General features: G+C 66.1%; 23 protein-coding genes and 1 tRNA gene. 13 read left to right on the top strand and 11 right to left on the bottom strand.

Features of this window, described 5'->3' with window-relative positions; translation table 11 throughout:
* The first annotated feature begins 69 nt into the window (after nt 1-69).
* The 6 genes from ACFX59_RS05375 (at nt 70) to ACFX59_RS05400 (ending at nt 3,962) form a co-directional block, all read left to right on the top strand.
* Complete coding sequence (locus ACFX59_RS05375) at nt 70-591, top strand: hypothetical protein (protein ID WP_387430359.1); 522 nt, start codon at nt 70-72, stop codon at nt 589-591.
* The gene (locus tag ACFX59_RS05380) at nt 591-1,250 is read left to right on the top strand and encodes a hypothetical protein (RefSeq protein WP_387430361.1); all 660 of its coding nucleotides are present in this window, start codon (nt 591-593) and stop codon (nt 1,248-1,250) included. The genes ACFX59_RS05375 and ACFX59_RS05380 overlap by 1 nt, the downstream gene beginning before the upstream one ends.
* Nucleotides 1,251-1,287: 37 nt before the next feature.
* Nucleotides 1,288-1,845 (top strand): hypothetical protein, encoded by a 558-nt coding sequence (locus ACFX59_RS05385; RefSeq protein ID WP_387430363.1) that lies wholly within the window; start codon nt 1,288-1,290, stop codon nt 1,843-1,845.
* Nucleotides 1,842-2,195, top strand: coding sequence for a hypothetical protein (locus ACFX59_RS05390; protein ID WP_387430365.1), 354 nt, complete (start codon nt 1,842-1,844; stop codon nt 2,193-2,195). Before ACFX59_RS05385 ends, ACFX59_RS05390 begins: the two co-directional genes overlap by 4 nt.
* A gap of 35 nt (nt 2,196-2,230) precedes the next feature.
* Nucleotides 2,231-2,725, top strand: coding sequence for a hypothetical protein (locus ACFX59_RS05395; RefSeq protein WP_387430367.1), 495 nt, complete (start codon nt 2,231-2,233; stop codon nt 2,723-2,725).
* A 100-nt stretch (nt 2,726-2,825) separates the two neighbouring features.
* Nucleotides 2,826-3,962: a winged helix-turn-helix domain-containing protein gene (locus ACFX59_RS05400; RefSeq protein WP_387430369.1), complete on the top strand. Its 1,137-nt coding sequence runs from the start codon at nt 2,826-2,828 to the stop codon at nt 3,960-3,962.
* Nucleotides 3,963-3,975: 13 nt separating this feature from the next.
* Here ACFX59_RS05400 and ACFX59_RS05405 read toward each other — a convergent pair whose 3' ends face one another.
* The 11 genes from ACFX59_RS05405 to rhmD all read right to left on the bottom strand — a co-directional run bounded on the left by ACFX59_RS05405 (nt 3,976) and on the right by rhmD (nt 14,541).
* Nucleotides 3,976-4,950 (bottom strand): serine hydrolase domain-containing protein, encoded by a 975-nt coding sequence (locus ACFX59_RS05405; protein WP_387430371.1) that lies wholly within the window; start codon nt 4,948-4,950, stop codon nt 3,976-3,978.
* A 74-nt stretch (nt 4,951-5,024) separates the two neighbouring features.
* Complete coding sequence (locus tag ACFX59_RS05410) at nt 5,025-6,026, bottom strand: alpha/beta fold hydrolase (protein ID WP_387430373.1); 1,002 nt, start codon at nt 6,024-6,026, stop codon at nt 5,025-5,027.
* Between the two features lie 361 nt (nt 6,027-6,387).
* Complete coding sequence (locus ACFX59_RS05415; protein WP_387430375.1) at nt 6,388-8,388, bottom strand: hypothetical protein; 2,001 nt, start codon at nt 8,386-8,388, stop codon at nt 6,388-6,390.
* 97 nt (nt 8,389-8,485) lie between these two features.
* A tRNA-Pro gene (locus ACFX59_RS05420) sits at nt 8,486-8,562 on the bottom strand.
* 68 nt (nt 8,563-8,630) lie between these two features.
* Nucleotides 8,631-9,122, bottom strand: a complete 492-nt coding sequence (locus ACFX59_RS05425) for a nucleoside deaminase (RefSeq protein WP_387430377.1) — start codon at nt 9,120-9,122, stop codon at nt 8,631-8,633.
* Nucleotides 9,123-9,186: 64 nt separating this feature from the next.
* On the bottom strand, nt 9,187-9,942 hold the full coding sequence (gene kduD / locus ACFX59_RS05430) for a 2-dehydro-3-deoxy-D-gluconate 5-dehydrogenase KduD (RefSeq protein ID WP_387430379.1): 756 nt from the start codon (nt 9,940-9,942) through the stop codon (nt 9,187-9,189).
* Between the two features lie 5 nt (nt 9,943-9,947).
* Nucleotides 9,948-10,790 (bottom strand): 5-dehydro-4-deoxy-D-glucuronate isomerase, encoded by an 843-nt coding sequence (kduI, locus tag ACFX59_RS05435; RefSeq protein ID WP_309695238.1) that lies wholly within the window; start codon nt 10,788-10,790, stop codon nt 9,948-9,950.
* 41 nt (nt 10,791-10,831) lie between these two features.
* Nucleotides 10,832-11,734 carry an amidohydrolase family protein gene (locus ACFX59_RS05440; RefSeq protein WP_387430382.1) on the bottom strand — a complete coding sequence of 301 codons (903 nt, stop codon included), beginning with the start codon at nt 11,732-11,734 and terminating at the stop codon, nt 10,832-10,834.
* A complete protein-coding gene (locus ACFX59_RS05445) occupies nt 11,734-12,483 on the bottom strand; it encodes an SDR family NAD(P)-dependent oxidoreductase (protein WP_387430384.1) in 750 nt (249 codons plus the stop codon). The genes ACFX59_RS05440 and ACFX59_RS05445 overlap by 1 nt, the downstream gene beginning before the upstream one ends.
* Nucleotides 12,480-13,343, bottom strand: a complete 864-nt coding sequence (locus ACFX59_RS05450) for a fumarylacetoacetate hydrolase family protein (protein WP_387430386.1) — start codon at nt 13,341-13,343, stop codon at nt 12,480-12,482. Before ACFX59_RS05450 ends, ACFX59_RS05445 begins: the two co-directional genes overlap by 4 nt.
* A gap of 10 nt (nt 13,344-13,353) precedes the next feature.
* Entirely contained in the window at nt 13,354-14,541 is a 1,188-nt protein-coding gene (gene rhmD / locus ACFX59_RS05455) for an L-rhamnonate dehydratase (RefSeq protein ID WP_387430388.1), read from the bottom strand.
* Between the two features lie 175 nt (nt 14,542-14,716).
* Here rhmD and ACFX59_RS05460 point away from each other — a divergent pair, with 175 nt between their 5' ends.
* The 7 genes from ACFX59_RS05460 (at nt 14,717) to ACFX59_RS05490 (ending at nt 22,748) form a co-directional block, all read left to right on the top strand.
* Nucleotides 14,717-15,481: an SDR family NAD(P)-dependent oxidoreductase gene (locus tag ACFX59_RS05460; RefSeq protein WP_387430390.1), complete on the top strand. Its 765-nt coding sequence runs from the start codon at nt 14,717-14,719 to the stop codon at nt 15,479-15,481.
* A 114-nt stretch (nt 15,482-15,595) separates the two neighbouring features.
* On the top strand, nt 15,596-16,399 hold the full coding sequence (locus tag ACFX59_RS05465; RefSeq protein WP_387430392.1) for an IclR family transcriptional regulator: 804 nt from the start codon (nt 15,596-15,598) through the stop codon (nt 16,397-16,399).
* A 104-nt stretch (nt 16,400-16,503) separates the two neighbouring features.
* Nucleotides 16,504-17,319, top strand: coding sequence for a rhamnogalacturonan acetylesterase (locus ACFX59_RS05470; RefSeq protein WP_387430394.1), 816 nt, complete (start codon nt 16,504-16,506; stop codon nt 17,317-17,319).
* Nucleotides 17,307-18,506 carry a rhamnogalacturonan acetylesterase gene (locus tag ACFX59_RS05475; RefSeq protein WP_387430396.1) on the top strand — a complete coding sequence of 400 codons (1,200 nt, stop codon included), beginning with the start codon at nt 17,307-17,309 and terminating at the stop codon, nt 18,504-18,506. Before ACFX59_RS05470 ends, ACFX59_RS05475 begins: the two co-directional genes overlap by 13 nt.
* Nucleotides 18,507-18,508: 2 nt before the next feature.
* Complete coding sequence (locus ACFX59_RS05480; protein WP_387430398.1) at nt 18,509-19,477, top strand: alpha/beta hydrolase; 969 nt, start codon at nt 18,509-18,511, stop codon at nt 19,475-19,477.
* Nucleotides 19,474-19,791: an L-rhamnose mutarotase gene (rhaM, locus tag ACFX59_RS05485; protein WP_387430400.1), complete on the top strand. Its 318-nt coding sequence runs from the start codon at nt 19,474-19,476 to the stop codon at nt 19,789-19,791. Before ACFX59_RS05480 ends, rhaM begins: the two co-directional genes overlap by 4 nt.
* A complete protein-coding gene (locus ACFX59_RS05490; RefSeq protein ID WP_387430402.1) occupies nt 19,788-22,748 on the top strand; it encodes a beta-galactosidase in 2,961 nt (986 codons plus the stop codon). Before rhaM ends, ACFX59_RS05490 begins: the two co-directional genes overlap by 4 nt.
* The last annotated feature ends 10 nt before the right edge of the window (nt 22,749-22,758 follow it).

A 22,758-nucleotide genomic window follows, 5' to 3' on the forward strand; every position in this document is an offset into this window, starting at 1 on the left:
ATCGATGAAAAAGATTGGACGCGCTTGTCCGGACCGCTCGGTCCGCGACCCTTAAGCTTCGGTACTGCAATGGAATTTCTGACTACCCCCGTGCACTCGCTGCCGCACGTGCTTCTCCACTATCTCGCCACCGGCTTCGGCAAGCCCGAGGTGCCCGCGCTGGTATCGGGCGCTGGCATGCCCGCCGATACCCTGCTGTTCGACGCGCAGTCGGTGATCCTGTCGTTTACCTGTGTCGCGGTGCCGATGTTCCGCGCCAAGATCGAACGGCTCGCTGCGGATCAGTCGATCGACGTCATGCTGGTGCGCTGTTGTCTGACCGGCGGTGACCTGCTGCCGGTGTCGATCGATGTCGTGCTGGCGGGCGGTGGCCTCGCGCCCTTCAAACTAGAGGACTTGGCGCTCTACCGCCACGATGATGGCGGCCTGTGGCTGGTGCCGTTCGGGTTCGGCGGGGCGATCCGGCTGGAGACGCACGGCCTCGAACTCTATCTGGTGCCGCCCTATGAAACGCTCGCCGAACGCGCCGATGGCATCTACCGCGCCGCGTCCGATCTGGCGGAACGCCTCTACCCGCAAGGTGCGATCTGATGCGGACCAAGGCCAAGCGCGCAGCCGTGACATCCAGCGTCGAGGTCAACCCGGGCTGCCTGCCGGATCCGGCGAACCCGCATAGCTGGCTGGTGCTGACCGGCGATGATGCCGATCGCGAGGCGACCCGTGTCATGTATGGCTGTCTGCGCCCCAGCTTTCGCGGCCACCTGAACAGCGCGTCGGCTTTTGCCGCCGCCAAACTGACCGTCGGTGCACCGCCCGACACGCCGCCATGGACGCTGACCGCCGCGCGGGCCGAGGTGCTGTTGCCGCCGGGGGCCGATGACCGGCTGTCCGATCCGCGCGTCCTGATGGAGACGGTCGACGCAGAACTGCCGGTCAAGGCCAAGGCGCTGCTCGCCTATCTGACCTTCACCTTCCCGACGGCGCGACTGCACGAGCAATATGAACTGGTCCGCGACTTCACCCGCCGGTTGATCGTCGATCCGTTCGAGGTGGCCGCGCTGCTGGTCCAGCATGCCCCCCACCGTGCCGGCAGCGCCAGCCCGCCGCATGTTCATGTTCTCCTTGCCGGCCCTAGGCGACTGACGCCGCTCGGCTTTGGCGAATGGGTGACGCCGCTTGCCACCGACAAGGCCCATGCCCTGGTCGGCAACGCCTTTCGCGCATTCCAGGGCGACTGGCGGCAAGTCTGAACACGCCAGCGAACCAACACCATCATCGGGAAACATCATGAACGATAACGAACCCTGGCCGCGGATCGGCCAGGCGATGAACTCGCACGTCGTGCGGACGCTGGCGCAGGCGGCGGGGTGGCGCCTGAGCGACATGCCGGCCGACCTCGGCCTGCCGCTGGCTGGCTGCTTGTATAGCGAGGCGAACCATCTGCTGGTCACGACGACAGTCGGCAATCTCGCCGCGTCCATCGCCGTGATGGACAGCGCGCTGCTCGCGACCCGGTCGGACGCGCTGATCGTCAGTGCTGCAGCCGAGGACGGAATGCCTGGCTTCGCACTGGGCCTGTGGCACAGCGGGCGGGTCACTTGGCACTGGATGCTGACGCTCTGGGTCGATGTCGACGCTGTCCTGTGGCTTGTGCCGACACCGGACAAGCGGGATGGCACGGCCGCTTCGGGGTTCCGGCTGACGGCGCGCCATCTTCGTGTTGAAGAGGTGCCGTGGCGAACGGCGCACGAACGCGCCGATGGCTTGGTCCGAGCCATCCGCATGCTGGTCCACGGCGAGCGCGGCACGGCATCCAGCCCTGCGGGCGGGGAGGATCGGTCATGACGGTGCCGATGCCCCGCCTGCTGCGGCAGGCGTGCTGGGCGCTCGTCATCGCCTTCCCGCTGCTCGTGCTGGCCGGCGAGCACTGGCAGCACGCGGCGGCGGGGCCGAGTACGCGAGGTGTGATGGCGGTCGCCGCCGTCATCTGTCCTGCGGCCGTTGCACGGGCCCGGGCGGTGCACGTCGCTGACGGGGCGCACGTGCTCGACCGTGCTGTCCTGCGGCGGATCGCGGTGCAGCTTCACCTGGGACCGGGGTGCTCAGTCCCGGTTGAACCGCCCGCCGTGCGGGCCGATCGACGGCGCGATCGCGGTGGAAGGGAGAAGATGAGGGGAATGGGCAAGTCGATGTGATCCCCATGGTGGGGATGAAACAAGGAAGACAGACCATGAACCCCGACCAGACCGCCCATGTTCGCGCCCATGTCGCTGCCGTTTCCAAGCTCCTGCTCGGCAACAAGATCATGAACCCCGGCCTGATGATCATGGCCGGTGATTCGCTCGATCCCCACCAGCGAATTGCGTTCGGTCGCACAGCGGTCGAAGCCCAGGTTGATCTTGTCTATCTCGAATTCGCCGTCGGCGAAGACGACGTCCCCGTCATGACCGGGATCACCGTCATGCTGCCGCGCGACACCGTCTGCTACGTCTCGACGGGATGCCGCCTGTCGCTCGTCCCCGGCAAGGCTCGCGCGGTAATCGTGCCGCAGGACGGGGCTCAGTCCCACTTCAAGGTGCTGCCGGGCGAGATCGTGCAGGTCCGGGGTCGACCGGTGTCGCTGATGGCCGGATGCGACCGCGCGACCGCGAAGCTGGCGATGCTGGTTCGCGATGGCGTCGACGTCGCGGGACAGGTTGCGCTACGTGATCACGTCCCCGCATAACAAGGGGATATCGCGCCGGACCCCAGCATTGACGCTTGGCGGTAAGGCGTGATCTTCGCCTGTCATGAGCATATCAACAGGCGAAGCGCGTCGGATCGCTTTGGCAGCGCAAGGCTTCGGACGATCTCGGCCAGAGTACCCATCAGTTCGCCACCTGCGCGGCATCGCCGAGCGGCTCAACCTCTTCCAGATCGATAGCGTCAACGTGCTGACGCGGGCGCACTATCTGCCCGCATTCTCACGTCTCGGCAGCTATGACCGTGCCTTGCTGGAGGGAGATGCGTGGGGGCCGAAACGACAGCGACGCATGTTCGAATATTGGGCGCACGAGGCATCGTTGCTGCCGCTCGACCTGCACCCGCTGCTCCGCTGGCGCATGGCACGGGCGGAGCGAGGCGAGATCGGTTATCAGGCGCTGCGCCGGTTCGCGGTCGAGCGCCGGGCCGAGGCTGACGCCGTGCTCGAACGGATCACAGCCGAAGGCCCACTGGCGGCGGCCGACTTCGAGAACGGGTCTAGCCGCAGCGGCTGGTGGGAATGGAGCCACGTCAAGCATGCGCTTGAATGGCTGTTCTGGTCCGGCCAGATCACCACCGCAACCCGGCGGGGCAGCTTTGCGCGCCTGTACGACCTGACCGAGCGGGTCATCCCGCCAGCGGTACTGGCGCTCCCGACGCCGCCGGTTGAGGCGGCGCAACGCGCCTTGATCGAACGGAGCTCTCGTGCGCTGGGCGTCGCGACCGCCAGCGACCTGCGCGACTATTTCCGGTTGAAACCCGCCGAAGCCGATCACGCCATCGCCGATCTGGCGGAGGATGGCGTGCTCGTGCCGGTGCGGGTCGAAGGCTGGAGCCAGAAGGCATGGATGCATCGCGACGCGACCGTGCCGCGCCGGGTGCGCAGCGCTGCCTTGCTCGCGCCGTTCGACCCGTTGATCTGGGAGCGGTCCCGCACCGAACGCCTGTTCGGCTTCCACTATCGCATCGAAATCTATGTGCCGCAGGATCGGCGCACGCACGGCTATTACATGCTGCCCTTCCTGATGGACGAGGCGCTGGTCGGCAGGGTCGATCTGAAAGCAGATCGGCAGGCGGGGATGCTGCTCGCGTACCGCATCACGCTGGAACCGGAAGCGCCCGTCGATACGCTGCCCCGGCTTGAGGCCGAGCTCGAGCGGATGGCGGCATGGCTCGGTTTGGACGCCTTCCGTATCGGCGCGGTCGTGCATCGCGGTTAAGCGTCTTCGCCCGTCACGTTGCTCCACCCCGCTCAGCAGCGACCACGATGCCGTCGTCGAGCAGCGCATGGAGCGCGGCGATATGGCCATTGTCGCGCGCGCCGCTGGAATCGGAGGTCATGACGACCGTCAGCTTCAGGTCCGGCACGATGAACAGCATCTGCCCGCCATAGCCCCAGGCGAAGCGCAGCGGATGGCCACGACTGGCGCCGACGAACCAGCCATAGCCATATTGTCCGCCGCTCCACGGCGATACGGTGCGCGGGGTCCAACTGTCTGCGATCCAGCGGGTTGGGACGATCCGCCGCCCGTCGATCACCCCACCCAGGCGATAGAGTTCGCCGAACCGCGCCAAGCTGCGCGGCGACATCATCATGTCGTTGCCGCCGAAATAGATGCCCTGCGGATCGCGCGACCATGGCGGGATGGTGATGCCGAGCGGCTCCGCCAGCCAGTCGCGCATCAGGGCATGGGTGTCGCGTCCCGACGCGAGAGTCAGCATCGCCGACAGCAGATGCGTGTTGCCGGTCGAGTAGAGCATCGCGCCGCCCGGCTCATCGACGAACGGGCGCGCGAGGGCGAAGCGGACCCAGTTGCGACTGGACACCCAGCGCCCGTAATTCTCACCCGACGTCCGCTCCAGTCCCGCGCGCATCGTCAGCAGGTCCTCGACGGTCAACCGGGCAAGGCGCGGGTCGGGATTGGGCGGCGCATCGCTGCCAAGCACCGCCAGCACGGGCTGGTCGACGCCGGTCAGCGCGCCTTTCGCGATCGCAATTCCGACCAGCGCGGACAGGACCGATTTGGACGCGGACTTGATATTGACCGGCCGGTCGAGCGACGGCCCGCCGTTGAAGCGCTGCTCGGCCAGCACCTGCCCGTCACGGAGGACCAGCAGCGAGCGGAGCCGGGGAAGACGGCTGGCTTGGGCAACGGCGTCGGCCAGGATGGCGCCGTCCAAACCGCGCGTCTCGACCGGGCGAGACATGGCGGCTCGCCGTGGCGCAGGTGCAGCATCGCAACCGCTGGCGAGGAGGAGCGCCAGCGCGCAGGCATATCGCTTCACGGCGTCATCGCAGAGCGAAGCGATTGCAGGAACTCGGCGGGCGCTTCGACCTGCGGCGAATGGCCGAGATCGTCCAGGCGGATCAGGCGGGCGCCTGGGATGCGCTTCACCGCGTCCTCGGCGGCTTGCGGCACGGTGCGGACTTGCGCCCGCCGATCCTCCGGTGCGCTGCTCGCGCGAAAGGCGGTCAGGTCGCGCTGGCCGATGATCAGCGTGGTCGGGACAGTCAGGCGCGGCAGTTCGGCGGCGACCGGCTGGGTCTCTATCATGTCGGACAGGCGCGCCTGTGCGTCGCGCACCGTGTCGCCGTCGGCGCTGGCATATTGCCCGGCCAGCATGCCGACCCACCGGTCGTAGTCCGGCCGCCAGACCCCATGATAATAGTTGCGAAGCTGATAGGCCTTGATCGACGCTGCGTCCGTCTTCGCCTCCTCGGCGCGCAGCTTGCCGAGGTCGGTATAGGGCACGCCCTCGCTCAGCGTGTCGTTGAGGCCGAGCGGGTTGACCAGCACCAGCTTCGCGACCCGCTCGGGGTAGAGGAGCGCGAAGCGGGTCGCGAGAATGCCGCCGGTCGAATGGCCGACCAGCACGACCTTGCCGGCTCCGGCCCGGTCGAGCAGCGCTGCGGTCAGCGCGGCCATGGTATGGAAGCTGTACTGATAGCCACTCCGCTTCGACGATTTGCAAAAGCCGATCTGGTCCGGCGCGATGACGCGGTAGCCCGCCGCCGCCAATCCGCGTGCGGTGTCGCCCCAGGTCGCGGCGCAAAAGTTCTTGCCGTGGAGCAGGACGACCGTCGTGCCGTTGGGCGTGGCGGTTGCCGGCCAGTCAAGAAAGGCCATGCGAACCGGATGGCCCTGTGACGTCGCCTCGAACCAGTGCACGGGGGCAGGATAGTCGAAGCGCTCCAGATTGGCACCGAGCGGCGCGGTTTGCGCCGAGGCAACGGTTGAAAGAAGGGCCGAACAGGCGGCGGCGGCGAGAAAGGGATGAAGCATCAAAGGGTAACACCGGTCGTGATGCCAGTATCCCCGTAAGCGCTTCTTCTATCGAGGCGAGGATGTAGCGACTGGAGCCCACGAGATAGCGAGTAGCTTCGTTACGACGCCCGCTCATGGCTTGGAGATCAACAGTCCGCCTAACCGCTCGGCGTCTCCACAGCACGGGACAGTCAGACCCGGTTACGTGGTGATGTCAATTCTGCCGGCCCCACGGATGGTCTGATCGCCCCCCGCGGCGCCCGATGACGAACATGGTGTCAAACTGGCTCGTGACTGCGATTTTAAACGCGGCAGTGGAGCAAATGATCGGTCCGCGCGACGATCTCTATGACGGCAGAAGCCCTTTGAAAATCCTGGGTCACTTTGGCTTGGTGGTCTTTGACCGTCCCAAACGACTGGGCGTCCGTACCCCGAACTTCAGCCGGTTCGCGGGACGGATCCGGATTGGCAGGGTTGCCGGGATATGCTCGGTCAGCGGCGTAAGGTGTTTGAGCGCCTCCAGCTTGATCGACAGATTCGCCTCCTCGTCATAGGTTCGCGCCGTCTCGGTTTCACCTTCGTGGCCGAAGATGTCGCAACGAACGCTGTCCTCCACGCGACCCTTCAACATAGTTGTGGAAAGGCCCCGGAAGCTGTGAACGTCCTTGTCCTTCCATGCGCCGCCGTCCTGGTGCAGCCATGGCGTTCCATTAGCGAAAGCCCATCTCCTCCAGGGATTGAAGATGCTTTTGTAGAAGGTGCTGGCAAAGCTGGTGCTTTTTGGCGAGTCCATTTCCGGAAAAAGCATGGAACAACCCGCCGCACGGATTTCCCTGATATAGTCGAGGAAGCCTAGCCGAATAAGTTCAGGATGGACCGGCAGCTTGCGGACGGACTGAGTGTTTTTCAATCCACGGTCTTCGGTGTAGTCGATCTGCAGATACGGAATTGGCTCATCCTCGTGCACATCGCTGAGCGGCAACCCGGCCAGCTCCGAGCTGCGACCGCCATACAACGGCAGCATCAGCGGTAGCCAATACCAAGCATCGTGCAAAACCTCTGTCCCCGGCTTCAGACGATGATCGATTCCGGCTGACCCGGTCCAGATGGGCGCGGACAACAGATGACGAAGTTCTTTAATTGACCAGTTGGCGCGCTTGTCACGATCACGCTTACGCTGTTGACGTGCCTTTTTGCCGATGCCCTTTCGAGCCTTCTTGAAGGTGATCGGCTCAGCGGGACGATGCCCCACCTTGGCGTTCGCTCCCTCGGCATGATCGAGAACAGCCGTAATCCAGGTTATGTGTTTGTTGATCGTCATTTGGGACACGCCAAGCATGTCCGGTTTCATAGTCTTGGCCCGTTCGAGGCTCGCGGCGATCCCGCCCGCCTGTTCTTCGGTCGTGCGCCCCCAGCGATTGGGGAGGGCCCGGCATAGTTCGGTGAAGGCGGTCACATGCTCTTGCTTTATGTCCTCAATGAAGACATTTTCTCCACATGCGAAATCGAACAGCCGAATAGCGGTTTGAACCTGTTTGACGGTGTCCGTACCCCACGCCTTCTCTTGCTTGTGGGCGTCGATACATTTGTCGGCTGCATCTCGCAGGCGCATCTTCGGCTTCTCTGGCACTGGAGCCGCTGCTGGTGCCTCAGGCGTGACGGCAGGAGATGGTTGTGAGGGGACCGCCCCCTCGGGATCGGCCGACGCCTCTTCCCACGCAAATGGTGCCTCATCCGCCAGCGCGTCGTCGATCCAGTCGGCGGGCACGTCTCCGTCCGCCGACAGGTTCGCCGTCGCCTTGCGGCACGCCACCGCTTTGGCGGCGCAGATCGTGACGCGCAGCTTGTCGAGGTTCGTGGCCGTTGGCACGATCCCGAAGTTGGTGACGTAGCTGTCGATCTGCTGTGCGGAGACGGGGCTACCGTTCTGGAGATCGAAGACCGTATCGGCGACAGCCTTCGCCTCTCGCGTGTCCCAGCCGTTGTCGATCAGGCGCTCGTGGTCATCGATCGACCATTTCCCCTCGACGCCGCGCTTCGACAGGAAGGTCCATGCCTCAGCATAGCGAGAGTTGAGGCTGGCGTGACCGACGGCGGGGGTGCTGCTGGCGATCTGATCCTCAAGGATGCGCTGCAACTGCCAGCGCAGCGCGTCGCTGAATACCTTCTTGAGCTGGTCGGGTCTTACCCCGGAGGATCGTTCGCCATATCCCATGCGCAATGCTTCCGCCGCCGAACCGAGGCGCAGGGCGATCACCCGCGCGTCCGTAAAGCTCATCGCACCGATGGGTAACGCCAGCGTTAACCGCACGCCGGCGACCGTCATTTTCTTGCGCCACCAGTAGCGACTGCCGCGCAAGCCCACGTTCGAAAAGCCCATTCCGCCACCCCAAGGGGTACAGCGAGGGGTACAGTCGGGGGTACAACCGTCCCTGATCGCCGTCGTTAAGACGCGAAATCAAAGACTTGCAAGCGGATGGTCGGGGAGACAGGATTCGAACCTGCGACATCCTGCTCCCAAAGCAGGCGCGCTACCAGACTGCGCCACTCCCCGACAGGGGGTCGCCCTTAGGGGAAGCGGGGCGGTACGCGCAAGGGGAATTTGATCCCAACGCACTTCCCCTACAGGTTAGCCTGCTCCTCACGCGGCAGGTCGGCGTCGGGCGGGTAATAGAGGCTCGCACATTCCTCGCGCAGGCAGCCGCCTTCGATCACGATGTCGTCGCGATAGGCGTCACCGATGAAGGAGAGCGTATCGACATGGCGCGCCTCGAAATACATGGCGTGCACGTCGTCGCGCCCGGCGCCATAGACGACCCGCCCCACCTTCGACCAGATCGCGGCCATGGTGCACATGCCGCAGGGCTGTAGCGTCGAATAGAGCGTCGCGCCGCGCAGTTCCATCTCGCCGGTCCCCTCACAAGCGCGACGGATCGCCATCATCTCGGCATGAGCGGTGGCGTCGGGGAGCTCGTGGGTCTGGTTGCGCTCGGCGGCGATCACCCGCCCGTCCAGGACGATGATCGACCCGAGCGGCGAGGTGGCGGGATCGGAGCCCTTGGACCGCGCGACCGCGATCGCCTGGCGCATCCATCGTTCGTCTTCCTGTGTCATGAGCCTTCAACGCGGCAGTCGCGTTGCCGGTCCATGGCCTGGGGTTGGCACCCTACCCCGACGATCAGCGCGCCAGCCAGCCCCCGTCGACCGCAAGGATATGCCCGTTCACATAGGCGGCCGCGTCGCTCGCCAGAAACACCGCCGCCCCGCCCAGATCGCCGGGGTTGCCCCAGCGCCCCGCCGGGATACGGTCCAGGATCGCCTTGTTCCGGCTTTCGTCTGCCTGGAGTGCCGCCGTGTTGTTGGTCGCGATATAGCCCGGCGCGATGGCATTGACGGTCACCCCCTTGGCGGCCCATTCATTGGCGAGCAGCTTGGTCAGCCCGCCTACGCCGCTTTTGGATGCGGTATAGCTCGGAACGCGGATGCCGCCCTGAAAGGTCAGCATCGAGGCGATGTTGATGATCCGCCCGCTCCCCTGCCCGATCATGTGCCGCCCGGCGGCCTGGCACAGGAAGAACACGCTTTTCAGATTGGTATCGATCACCGCATCCCAATCCTTTTCGGTAAAGGCGACGGCATCGGCCCGGCGGATGATTCCGGCATTGTTGACCAGGATATCGAGCCGCCCCAGTTCGGCCAGGGTGGTGTCGACCACCTGCTGCACCGGGGCGATCGTGGACAGATCGGCCGGGATGAGGACGACCTGGCGACCCAGCGCCCGGATCTGCTCCGCCGTCTCCTCGGCGGGGGTACGCCCCACACAGGCAACCTCCGCCCCAGCCGCAGCCAAGTTCACCGCGATCGCCTGCCCTATGCCGGTATTCGCGCCGGTGACGACTGCAACTTTACCGGCAAGATCAAATGTATACGTCATGATTCTTAGGCCAGCTGGCAGATATCGAGGACGTTCATGTCGGTGTAATCCTGGTTCTCGCCCGCCATCGCCCAGATGAACGCATAGGCCTTGGTCCCCGCCCCCATGTGAATCGACCAAGGCGGTGAGATCACCGCTTCCTCATTCTTGACGACCAGATGCCGGGTCGCCTCGCCTTCCCCCATGAAGTGCATCACCCGGTCGTTGGCGAGATCGTCCAGTTCGAAATAGAAATAGATCTCGCTGCGGCGCTCGTGAATGTGCGGGGGCATGGTGTTCCAGACGCTGCCGGGCTTGAGCACGGTGAGCCCCATCACCAGCTGCGCGCTGTCGCACACGCCGGGGATGACGAGCTGGAAGATGGTGCGCTCGTTGGATTCCGCCAGGCTGCCGCGCTCCAGCGCGTTGGCATCGGCAATGCCGAGCTTGCGGGTCTGAAACGCCTTATGCGCGGGACAGGACGCCAGATAGAAGCGGGCGCCCTGCCCTTCGAACAGGACTTCCCGAGCGCCCATCGTGACATAGAGGCAATCCTTGTTGCCAAGCACAAAGACCTCGCCATCGACCGTCACGCGTCCCTCGGCGGTGCCCACATTGACGATGGCGAGTTCGCGGCGCTCGAGGAAAGGATGACCGGCGGCCGATGCGGGCTCTTTCTGGTCGGGCAGCTTGACCGGGGCGTCACCCACCGCGACGCCGCCGATCACGAACCGCTCGGCATGGGTATAGTTCAGCACGCACTCGCCGGTGCGGAACAGGTCCGGGATCAGATAACGGTCGCGCAATTCGTCGTTGGAGACGCTTGCCATCATATCGGGATGGGTGGCGTAGTAGGTGCGGTCGTACATGCTCGAAACTCCCAAGGTCCTGCGTGAATAGCCGGGCGTGGTCAGCAGCCCAGTCCCAATCGATAGATGCGGTCGGCATTGCGACCGAATAGGGCACGGCGGTCTTCCTCGCCGAAATCGGCGACAGCCGCGTGACAGGCGTCCATCTGCGCATCGATAGTGCCGAACAGCCGGTCGGTCGGCAGGTCGCTGGCGAACATCGCGCGATCGGTGCCGAACAGGTCGATCACGGTGCGGACCGTGTCACGCACGAAGGCAGGCGTCGCGTCGCGCCGGGCAAAGCCGAAGCCCGACAGCTTGACCGACACCTGCGGGCACGCCGCCAGCGCCGCCAGCCCCCGCCGCCAATCCGCAAAGCTGTCCGGGTCATCCAGGACCGCCATACCCGCATGGTTGACGATCACCGGAATGTCCGGGTGGCGGGCGAACAGTTCGGCCAGCGCGGTCATCTGGCCCGGATAGCATTGCAGGTCGAAGGACAGGCCATGATCGGCCAGCCTGGCAAAGCCCTTCTGCCAGGCGGCATCGCGGGTCACGTCGCGCTGGGTATAGCTTCGCCGGGGATCGGGATGCCAGTTGACGATATGGCGGATACCCCGCACGCGGGGGTGCCGGGCTTGCGCCGCCAGGAAACTGTCGAGCTCGGGGGCGTCGAGCGCGGCGAAGGCGATGATTGCATCGGGGAGCCCCTCGGCATCGGCCAGGCCGTCCAGCCATTCGGTTTCCCTTAGCGCATCACCGGGATGGGCGCCCGCATCGACATGCACCGCGCCGGCGACATTCCACCGCGCCATCTCGCGCCTGTAATCGGCGGGGAGATAGGTCCGGGCGATCGCCTCGACCGAACCGTTGGGGCCATCATCCGCAAAGGGCGGCGTCAGCCACGGATAGCGCAGCCGCTCCAAATCCCACAGATGGATATGTGCATCGACGAACGGGATCATCAGAAGGTCGTCCGCCCCCCCGACGTGTCGAAGGTCGCCGCGGTGGTGAAGCTGCATTCCTCCGAGGCCATGAAGCACACCATCGCCGCCGTCTCGCTCACCTGTCCCAGCCGCCCCATCGGGATTTTGCCGCGCATATAGTCGACCTGGCTCTTGGGCAGTTGCGCGAGGATCGGGCTTTCAAAAGTCGCGGGCGTGATCGCGTTGGCGATGACCCCCTTGCCCGCCAGTTCCTTGCCCAGCGATTTGGTGAAGCCGATCACCCCCGCCTTGGTCGCCGAATAGGCCGAGGCGTTGGGATTGCCCTCCTTGCCCGCGACCGACGCGACGTTGACGATCCGGCCATAGCCGTTCGCAAGCAGATGCGGCACGACCGCGCGGCAGCAATAGAAGACGCCGTTCAGATTGATCTCGACCACCCGTTGCCAGCTTTCGAGCGGATAGTCCTCGACGCAGGCCGTCGCGCCGGTGATCCCCGCCGAACAGATGAGGATATCGACCTTGCCCAACGCGGCCACGCTGGCGACGGTGGCATGCTCGACCGCCTGGCAATCGGCGATATCGAAGGATTGCCAGTGTGTTGCGCCGACATCCTCCGCCGCTATCGCAAGTTTGTCGCCCTCGACATCCCATAGCGCCACCGATCCGCCCTCGGCGATGATCCTCCGCGCGACCTCAAGGCCCAGCCCCGATGCCGCCCCCGTGACGATCGCGGACCGCCCCGCAAAGCGCCCCTCGAAGAGGGTCACGCGGGCAGTTCCATCGCAAAGGGGATGCAGGTCTGCCGCTGCTCGCCCAGCTTCGCGATGCCCAGATGCATGGTATCGCCGGGCTTGAGGAAGATTTTGTCGGGCTTCTGCCCCTCACCCACCCCCGGCGGCGTGCCGGTGATCAGTAGGTCGCCCGGATGGAGGGTGATGAAGCGGCTGACATAGGCGATGCATTCGGCGATCGGGAAGATCATCGTCCGCGTGTTGCCGGTCTGCATCCGCCGTCCGTTCACGTCCAGGAACATGTCCAGTTCCTGGCAATCGCCGACCTCGTCCGGCGTGACCAGCCAGGGACCGACAGGTCCGAACGTGTCGCAACCCTTGCCCTTATCCCACTGACTACCCAGTTCTTTCTGGAACGCGCGCTCGGACACGTCATTCGCCAGGACATAGCCCGCGACGTGGTTCAGCGCATCGGCCTGCTCGACATAGCGACAGGTCGTGCCGATCACGATGCCCAATTCGACTTCCCAGTCGGTCTTCTCGGCATCCTTCGGGATCATCACGGGGTCGTTGGGGCCGGTCAGGCAGGAGATCGCCTTGGTGAAGAAGATCGGCTCGGGCGGCGGCTCCAATCCCGATTCCTTGGCATGGTCGGCATAGTTCAGGCCGATGGCGATGAACTTGCCGATCCCGGCGACGGGGACGCCGTAGCGCGGATCGCCCTCGACCAGCGGCAACGTTTCGGGATCGACCGTGCGCAGGCGTTCCAGCGCTTCGGGCGTGATGGTGGCGGGCGTGACGTCGTCGATCATGCCGGACAGGTCGCGGATCCGACCCTGCGCATCGACAAGACCGGGCTTTTCCGCGCCCTTTTGACCATAACGGCAGAGTTTCATGCGAAGATCCTCAATGGGTATAGGGGCGGTGAAGCGGCACGTCGGCGTTGAGTTCGACACCGAATCCGGGCTTGTCGAGCGCGCTGGCCCGGATACGGCCATTCTGCGGCACCGGCTCGCCCAGCAACTGCGGCGCGAACATCGGCACCACCTCGGTCGGGCCTGGGTGCATCATCAGGAATTCGGCGAAGGGCGAATTGTGGCGGGTGATGACGAAATGATAGCTATAGACCGATGAGCCATGCGGGATCATCATCACGCCCCGGCTGTCGGCATAGTTGGCGATCTTGATCAACTCGGTCACGCCGCCGCACCAGCCCACATCGGGCTGGATGATGTCGCAGCAGCCCATGTCGATCAGCATCCGGAAACCCCAGCGGGTCGCCTCATGCTCGCCGGTCGTGACCAGCAGGCCCGGCGGCGCCTTTTTGCGCAACGCGGCATAGGCCCAATAGTCGTCGGGGCTGAGCGCCTCCTCGATCCATTTCAGACCGCATTCGTTCCAGGCGCGATGCGCGAGCCGCGTGGCATAATCGAGGTCGAGCGCCATCCAGCAATCGTACATCAGCCAGAAATCGTCGCCGCACTTCGCTCGCATGTCGGCGAGCAGGGCGATGTTCTTCTCCATTCCCTCCAGCCCCTCGGCGGGACCGTGGTGGAGCGGCAGCTTGCCGCCGATGAAGCCCAGTTCGCGGGCGATATCGGGCCGCGCGCCGGTGGCGTAGAATTGCAGCTCGTCGCGCACCGCGCCGCCCAGCATGTGATAGACCGGCTCGCCCCGCAGCTTGCCCAGCAAGTCCCACAGCGCTAGGTCGACACCGGAAATCGCATTCACGACCAAGCCCTTGCGGCCATAATATTGGGTCGAGAAATACATCTGGTCCCAGATCTTCTCGACGTCGACAGGAGAGCGTCCTTCGAGGAAGCGGGCGAGGTGCTTCTCGACGATATAGGCGGCGGGCTCACCCCCGGTCGTCACCGCGAAGCCGACCGTGCCGTCCTCAGCCTCGATCTCCACGACCAGCGTGCCCAGCACGTTGATGCCGAAACTCTGCCGCGACTGGCGATATTCGGGATAGCGGCTCATCGGCGTGGCGATGTGGTCGTCGATCCAATGGCCCGCGCCCTGATCGTGATAATCCGCGCCCGCACCGCGCGCGACGAAGGCACGGACATGCTTGATCCGCGAGAGGGTCATCGCCCACCCTTGCTGGCTTGCGTCGTTCGGCCACCGCCCCGCATCCGATCCTCCCGGCTTTACTTTCTCACTTTATGGAATAGGATGCTAATTGTTGAGACTTCGGGCGTCAATCGGTTGTTTTGCGAAAACCGATGGCCAAGGTGAGCCGGTGGACAGGATGAGGAGCGAGGCCGTGAAACTGCTGGAAGGAAAGACCGTCGTCGTCACCGGTGCCTCCACGGGGATCGGCCGGGCGATCGCGATCGGCGCGGCCGAACATGGCGCGGACGTCGCGATCAACTATGCGCGCGATTCGGAAGGCGCAGTCCAATGCGTCGCGGGGATCGAGGCGCATGGGCGGCGCGCGGTCGCCATCCAGGGCGACGTCGCCGATCCCGCCACCGCGACCGACTTCATCGCGCGGGCGGCGAAGGCGCTGGGCAAGGTCGACGTCATGGTGTCGAACGCGGGCATCTGTCCGTTCCACGGCTTTCTCGACATGCCGGTCGAGACGTTCGAGCGGACGATGCGGGTCAACCTGCATGGCGGCTATTATATGTGCCAGGCGGCGGCGCGGCAGATGGTCGAGCAGGGGCATGGCGGATCGATCATCGCGGTCTCCTCCATCTCGGCGCTGGTCGGCGGCGAATTTCAGACCCATTATACCCCGACCAAGGCGGGCCTGCACTCGCTGATGCAGTCGGCGGCGATCGCGCTGGGGCGTCATGCCATTCGCTGCAACTCGCTGCTTCCCGGCACCATCCTGACCGAGATCAACAAGGAGGATTTGGCCGACGAGGCCAAGCGTCGCTATATGGAGGGCCGCGTGCCGCTGGGCCGGTTGGGCGTGCCAGAGGATATGGTCGGACCCGCCGTCTTCCTGGCCTCCGACATGGCGCGCTATGTGACCGGCGCGGCGTTGCTGGTCGATGGCGGCGCATTCGTGAACCTGCAATAGGCTCGGGCGGGGGATGGCGCTTTCCCCTCGACATGCGGACGTGAGAAAGGCAAACACTTCCACAATATGGTACGCGCTGACAGCAAATGCGGCGCGTCAGGAGAAGATGTTTCCATGCCCGCATCCGCCAAATCCCCCAAGGCTGAAACCGGCGAGACCAAGGGCCCGACGGGCAGCCAGACCCTGCTACGCGGGCTCGACCTGATCGACGAGGTGTCCGACCGCCCGATCGCGCTGGCCGAACTCGCCGAGCGGCTGGGGCTGACGCGCAGCACGACGCATCGGCTGGCCAGCGCGCTGATCGACCGGCGCTTCCTGATCTTCACGCCGCGCCAGGGCTATCGTCTGGGGCCGAAGCTGCTCGAACTGGGGTTTCTGGCGCAGCAGCAGGCCGATGTCGTCCAGATCGGGCGCGATCATATCGAGGCGCTGGCCGCCGCGTCCGAGGACACGGTCCATCTGGGCGTCCGGGACGGCGACAAGGCGCTGTATCTCGACAAGATCCCCGGTCGCCGCCGGGTCGACATCTCCAGCCGCGTGGGTGATCGCCAGCCGATGACCTCCACCGGGCTGGGCAAGGCACTGATGCTGGACGACGAGGCGAAGCACTGGCGCCAGCGTTTCGACGACGAGCGGGCGGGCGATCCGCATGCGCCCGACTATGACGTCTGGCTGGAGCGGATGCGCGGCTATGTCGGGCTGGGCTGCGCCTATGACCTTGAAGAGAATGAGGATCAGATACGCTGCGTCGCCGCGCCGATCCGCGACGCCAGCGGTCGCATCGTCGCCGCGATCAGCGTGTCGAGCGCCGCGCAATATATGTCGGACGAGCGGATGACCGCGCTGACCGGCGATGTGCTGGGCACCGCACATGCGATCAGCCGCGACCTGGGGTGGCGAGAAAAAGATCGCCGCTGACCTTATTCCAAATCCCAAAACCCTCTTGCACTATGTGGGATATAGGCACATAGTTTAGGAAAGCGGATCGAAACAGGTCCACGACAGGGCGAGGGAGCGGGTGCATGACGAAGCGTCATCGGACGGCTGTCAGGATAGGGGCGGCCTGCGCGTCGTTGCTGATCGTCGGCGCAACCCCCGCTCCCCTGCCCCCGGCACGGCTGTTCATCGCCAGCGACTCCACCGCGCAGGACTATCGGCCCGACAAATATCCGCAATCGGGATGGGGCACGATGCTCCGCTGCGCCTTCGGGCCCGAGGTCACCATCGCCAACCATGCGATGGCGGGGCGCAGCACCAAGAGTTTCATGGCGGAAGGGCGGCTGGACGCGATCGCCCGTGACCTGCGCTCCGGCGACACGCTGCTGATCCAATTCGGGCATAACGACGCAAACCAGGCGAAGCCCGAACGCTATGCCCCCATTCCCGAATATGAGAGTAATCTGAAGCGGTTCATCGCGGTCGCACGCGCCGCCGGAGCCCGGCCGGTGCTGCTGACCCCGGTCACGCGTCGCGCGTTCAAGGATGGGCATGTCGTGCCCAGCTTTCCCACCTATTCGGACGCCGCCAGGCGGGTGGCGGCGCAGGAGCATGTGCCCCTGATCGACCTGGCCGCCTTGTCGGAACATTGGATCGACGGGCTCGGGCCGGACGGATCACGGGTCTATTATCTCCATTATGCGAAGGGCGAGGGCCTGCCGGGCTTTGCCGAGGCGGTGGATGACGACACCCATTTCAGCGAGCTGGGCGCGCGCCGGATCGCCGATCTGGTCGCGGGCGGATTGGCGGGCACCCATTTGCCGATCGCCCGCCATGTGCTGAAGAACCGGGCAAGCCTGACCCGCGCCACAGCCGCAGGCGGGCCGTCATGCGCCGGCTGATCGCCGTGGCGGCGCTGGCGGGGTCGGCGATGGCCACGGCACAGGCGCCGGTGCGGGACTTCGTCATGGCCGCGAATGCGGGCCATGGCTTCGACGGCGATCACGGGTTCGAGGGCGATCCGCACCTCTTCTCGGTTGCGGTACCGCCGGGCAACTATGCCGTGACCGTCACGCTGGGCGATCCCGCCCGCGCGAGCGACACCACGATCAAGGCCGAGAGCCGCCGCCTGATGCTGGAGGCGGTTCGGACACGCGCGGGCGAGTTCGTCACCCGGCGCTTCATCGTGAATGTCCGCACCCCCGCGCTCGCACCCCCGCCCGCCAACGCGCCGGGCGGCGATGCGGTGCGGCTCAAGCCGCGCGAGATCGGATCGTTCACCTGGGACGATCGGCTGACGCTGGAGATACTGGGCCCGGCGCCCGCGCTTCGCCGCGTCAGCGTCGCCCCTGTCGAGGTCCCGACCCTTTTCCTGCTGGGCGACTCCACCGTGACCGACCAGCCCGCCGAACCGGCCGCGAGCTGGGGCCAGATGCTGCCCGCCTTCCTGACGCCGACCATCGCGGTCGCCAATCATGCGGAGTCGGGAGAGACGCTCAAATCCTTCCTGACCGAGCTTCGGCTGGACAAGGTGCTGGCCAGCGCCAGACCCGGCGATGTCGCGATGATCCAGTTCGGGCATAACGACCAGAAAGCCCAGTGGCCGCAGACCTATGCCGACGCCGCGACGACCTATCGCGCCTATCTGCGCACCTATATCGCCGAATTGCGGCGGCGCGGGGTGACGCCGATCCTGGTGACTTCGCCCGAGCGGCGGCAATGGAGCGCGGACGGGCATATCCGCCCCAGCCTGGGCGACTATCCCGCCGCCGTTCGCGCCGTCGCGGCCGAGGCGGCGGTGCCGGTGATCGACCTGAATGCGGACTCCATCCGGTTCTATGAAGCCTTGGGCAAGGATCGCGCGCCGCTGGCCTTCAACGATCAGGGCCGTGACGCGACCCATCATGACAATTACGGCGCCTGGGTCCTGGCGCGCGACGTGGCGGAGCGGATGCGGGCGATAGGCTCGCTCGGCCGCTTCGTCCGAAGCGACCTGCCGCCTTTCGACCCGAGCCATCCGCCCGCCCCCGAAACCTTTCGTCTGGCGGCCAGCGGGATGCGCAGCAGCGAACGGCCTGCGGGAAATTGACGATGCCCCTCGACCGCCGCACCCTGATCGCCGCCGGACTGTCACTGGTCGCCACACCCCGCCTCGCGGCGGCCGCCCCTGCCCCGCGGCGCTTTCCGATCTGGCCAGGCTCACCGCCAGGGATGCCCAGCCCTGCGGTCGCGGACGCTTTCGTCCAGCGCTCGCCGAACGGCCCCGCCGACGACATCGCCTGGCCGCATGTCGCCACGCCGATGCTGACCGTCTGCCCCGCCGCGCGACCGACCGGGGCGGCGGTGTTGCTGATCCCCGGTGGAGGCTATGCCCGTGTGGCGGTGGGGCGCGAGCCTTCGCCGGTCGCGCGCTGGTTCGCCGCGCAGGGTGTGACGGCGTTCGATCTACTCTATCGCCTGCCGCACGACGGCTGGGCGGCCGGGCCGGACGCACCGCTTCAGGATGCACAGCGCGCACTCCGGGTCATCCGAGCCCGCGCGGGCGAATGGGGCATCGATCCGACCAACATCGCCGCGATGGGGTTTTCGGCGGGTGGTCATCTGGCGGCGCGACTGGCGGCGCGGTCTGCGCTCGTCACCTATGGCCCGATCGACGTCATGGACGCGCAGCCGACCACGCTTCTCACCGTCGGGCTGCTCTTCCCGGTCATCACCATGACCCAGCCCTTCGCGCATGCCCAGTCGAAGCGCGAGCTGCTCGGCCGGGACGCGGGTGCCGGGCGGGCGGCACGCTATTCGGCGGAGCGGGACCTGCCCGCCGACATGCCGCCGACCTTTCTGGGCCATGCCGCCGACGACCCCGTCGTGCCGGTCGCCAACAGTATCGCGATGTTCCAGGCCGTCCATGCTCTGCCCCGCCCGGCCGAACTCCATATCGTCGAAACGGGCGGGCACGGCCCCCGGCTGATCGCCCCCGACGGCACGCCGCATCCCTGGCTGGCCCGGTTCGCGACCTTCGCCCACCGCCACGGCCTGAAAATCCCAGGAGACGACGCATGATCCGGCCCATCGCCTTTCGCATGATGCTGAAGCCCGGCATGGCCGAGGAATATCGCCGTCGCCACGACGCGATCTGGCCCGAACTCGCCGAGGCGCTGCGCGCGGCGGGCATTTACGACTATTCGATCTTTCTGGACGAAGAGACGAACGCGCTGTTCGCCGTCCTGCGGCTGCATCCCGACGATAGCCGCGACACGCTGCCCGGCCAGCCGGTCATGCAGCGCTGGTGGGACCATATGGCCGATCTGATGGAGGTACGGCCCGACAATCGTCCGGTCGAAGTCCCGCTGACGCCGATGTTCTACCTCGCATGAGCCTGGTCGCTGCCCTGCTGCTGGCAGGCGCCGCCGCACCGCAGGCTTTGCCGGTGGCCGAGCCCCCGCGCGTCGCGTTCGACCGCCATTCGCTGCTGATCGACGGCAAGCCGACGCTGATCTGGTCGAGCGAATTCCACCCCTTTCGCCTGCCCTCTCCCGACCTGTGGCGCGACATCCTTCAGAAGATGAGGGCGAGCGGGTTCAACACCGTCGCCATCTATATCGACTGGGGGTTTCACAGCCCCAAAAAGGGCGTGTACAACTTCACCGGCATCCGCGACGTCGAGCGGGTGCTGACCATGGCGCGCGAGGAAGGGCTCTATGTCATCACCCGCGCTGGCCCCTATGTGAATGCGGAGCTGTCGCGCGGCGGCTTTCCGGGATGGCTTGTCAATCAACCGGGCAAGGCGCGGACCGACGCTCCCGAATATCTGGCGGCCGCCGACGAATGGCTGGACCGGATCAACCCGATCATCGCGCGCCACCAGCTGGGCCGCGGCGGCACCGTCATCCTCCACCAGATCGAGAATGAGCTGGCGCTGACCACCCCCGCGCAGAGCCGCTACATGCAGCATCTGTACGACAAGGCGCGGGCCGATGGGATCACCGTACCGATTTTCCACAATGACCAGGGGCGCAACGGCTATTGGGTGCCCAAAAGCTCGGGCGTGCCGCTGACCGTCACAGGGCCGCAGGAGCTCTATGCGTTCGACGGCTATCCCGGCGGCGTGTGCGGGGTCGACAATGTGCCGACCAAAGGTGCCCCCGCTCCGGACTGGGGCCTGTACGGTCCGGGTGGTGCCAAGGGCGGGGCGAGCGCCTCGCCGCACACGCCCGGTTTTATCGCCGAGTTCGGCGGCGGCTGGTTCGACTATTGGGGGTCGAACGGCCTGTATCCGTGCAACGCCGTCCAGCGCGGGACCGGCTATCAGCGGGTCTTCTACGGCACCAACATCGCCAACGGCATCGCGATCCAGAGCATCTATATGGGCTATGGCGGCACGAGCTGGGGATGGCTGCCCGCGCCCGTCGTCTATACCTCCTACGACTATGGTTCGGCGATCGACGAGGCGCGCAATCTGCGGCCCAAGGCGCTGGAGCTGAAGCAGCTCGGCCAGTTCCTCGCCGCCGTGCCCGATCTCGCGCGGCTGGAAAAGGCCCCGCCCGTCACCGTCACGGGCAGCGATGCGGTGCAGGTCTATCACGACCGCAATCCGGATACCGACGCACGCCTGTTGTTCGTCGCGCCCAAGCCGTCCAACGCGACCAGCGACGCGCGGTTCACCATCACCGCCGACCTGCCCGACGGACGCTACAGCTTTGCCAGCGAGCTGCATGGCCGTGACGCCAAGCTACTGGTCGCGGGCGTCGATCTGGAGCGGCAGCGGCTGGTCTATTCGACGTCCGAATTGCAGACGACGATCCGCCACGGCGCGGAGGATGTCGCGCTGTTCTATGGTCGCACGGACGAGCCGGGGGAGACGGTGCTGCGCTATGCAGCCCCGCCGAAAGTCACCATCTTGGAGGGACGGGTCGCCAGCGCCTTCGACCCGGCAACGGGGGACCTGCGGCTGACCTATGTGCATCGGGGTCTGGCCCGAGTGCGGATCGCGGGCGGCGGTCGCCCGCCCCTTCTGCTCCTGATCGGCGACGTCGCGGCGGCGCAGCGTTTCTTCCGACAGGACGGTCTGCTGGAACGCGGCCCCACGCTCGTCCGTCATGCGACGCCGAACCGGCGGGCGCTAGACCTGACCGGCGATAGCGAGGGTGCCGAGCCGTTGGAGGTCTGGGCCCCGCCGGGCATCCGCACGGTTCGCTGGAACGGAAGGGCGGTGCCCGTCGCGCGTTCGGCAAGCGGCAGTCTGGTGGCCTTGCGTTCCCTGCCCGCACCGCAACGCCTGACCCTGCCCGACCTGACCAGCGCGACATGGCGTCATGCATCGGGCTCGCCGGAGGCGGGTCTGGACTTCGACGACTCCGGCTGGACCGTCGCCGGGACCGCCCGCAACGTGGCGACCATCCGGCCGCCGACCGGCCAGCCCAATCTCGGCGCGGATGCCTATGGCTTTCATGACGGCGATGTCTGGTATCGCGGTCGCTTTACCGGCTCGGCGGACGCGCAAACTGCGACCGTGCATTACGGGGCGGGCGGCGCTGGGATGGTCCAGCTCTTCCTCGACGGGACGCTGATCGGCCAGCACGAACTGGCAGGCGGCCTGCCCCGGCCGATCACCACCGGGGTCGCGGAATTCGCCCTGCCTCGCCAGGCCCAGGCGCCCGGCGAGCATGTGCTGGCGGCCATGGTGCGGGTGAACGGCCATAACTGGGACCTCGACGTCGATGACGCGCACAAGGAGCCGCGCGGGCTGATCTCCGTCTCGCTGGCCCGGCCGGGTGGCAAGAGCTTCGCGGTGCCGATCGCGTGGTGGATTCAGGGACGAGCCGGCGGCGAAGACCTGCGCGATGTCGCGCGCGGACCAAGCAACAATGGCGGCCTTTATGGCGAACGCATGGGCTGGACGCTGCCGGGCTTTGCCGATGAAGGGTGGCAGGCGGTCACGCTGACCGAGGCGAAGCCCCATGCCGGGACCGACTGGTATCGCACCATGTTCGACCTGTCGGTGCTGAGGGGCGAGGATGTGACCCTGGGCCTGCAGATCGGCGACCCCGATACGCCGCGCTCGCCGGGGCGCTACCGGGTGCTGATCTTCGTCAATGGCTGGAATATGGGCCAGTTCGTCGCGAATGTCGGGCCGCAGGGTGTCTTCCCCATCCCCGAGGGCATATTGCATCATCGCGGGCGCAACACGCTGGCGCTTGCCGTGACGAGCGACGGGGCGCCCGGTGACGTCATCGAGCCGGTCCGGCTCGTCACCCTTCACCATGCGCGCGGCGGCGTCGCGGTCACCGACGTGGCCGCCCCGGCTTACCGCGACCTCTATCCCACCCCCTGATCCTTCGGAG

Source organism: Sphingomonas sp. NCPPB 2930, assembly GCF_042867205.1.
GTDB lineage: Bacteria > Pseudomonadota > Alphaproteobacteria > Sphingomonadales > Sphingomonadaceae > Sphingomonas.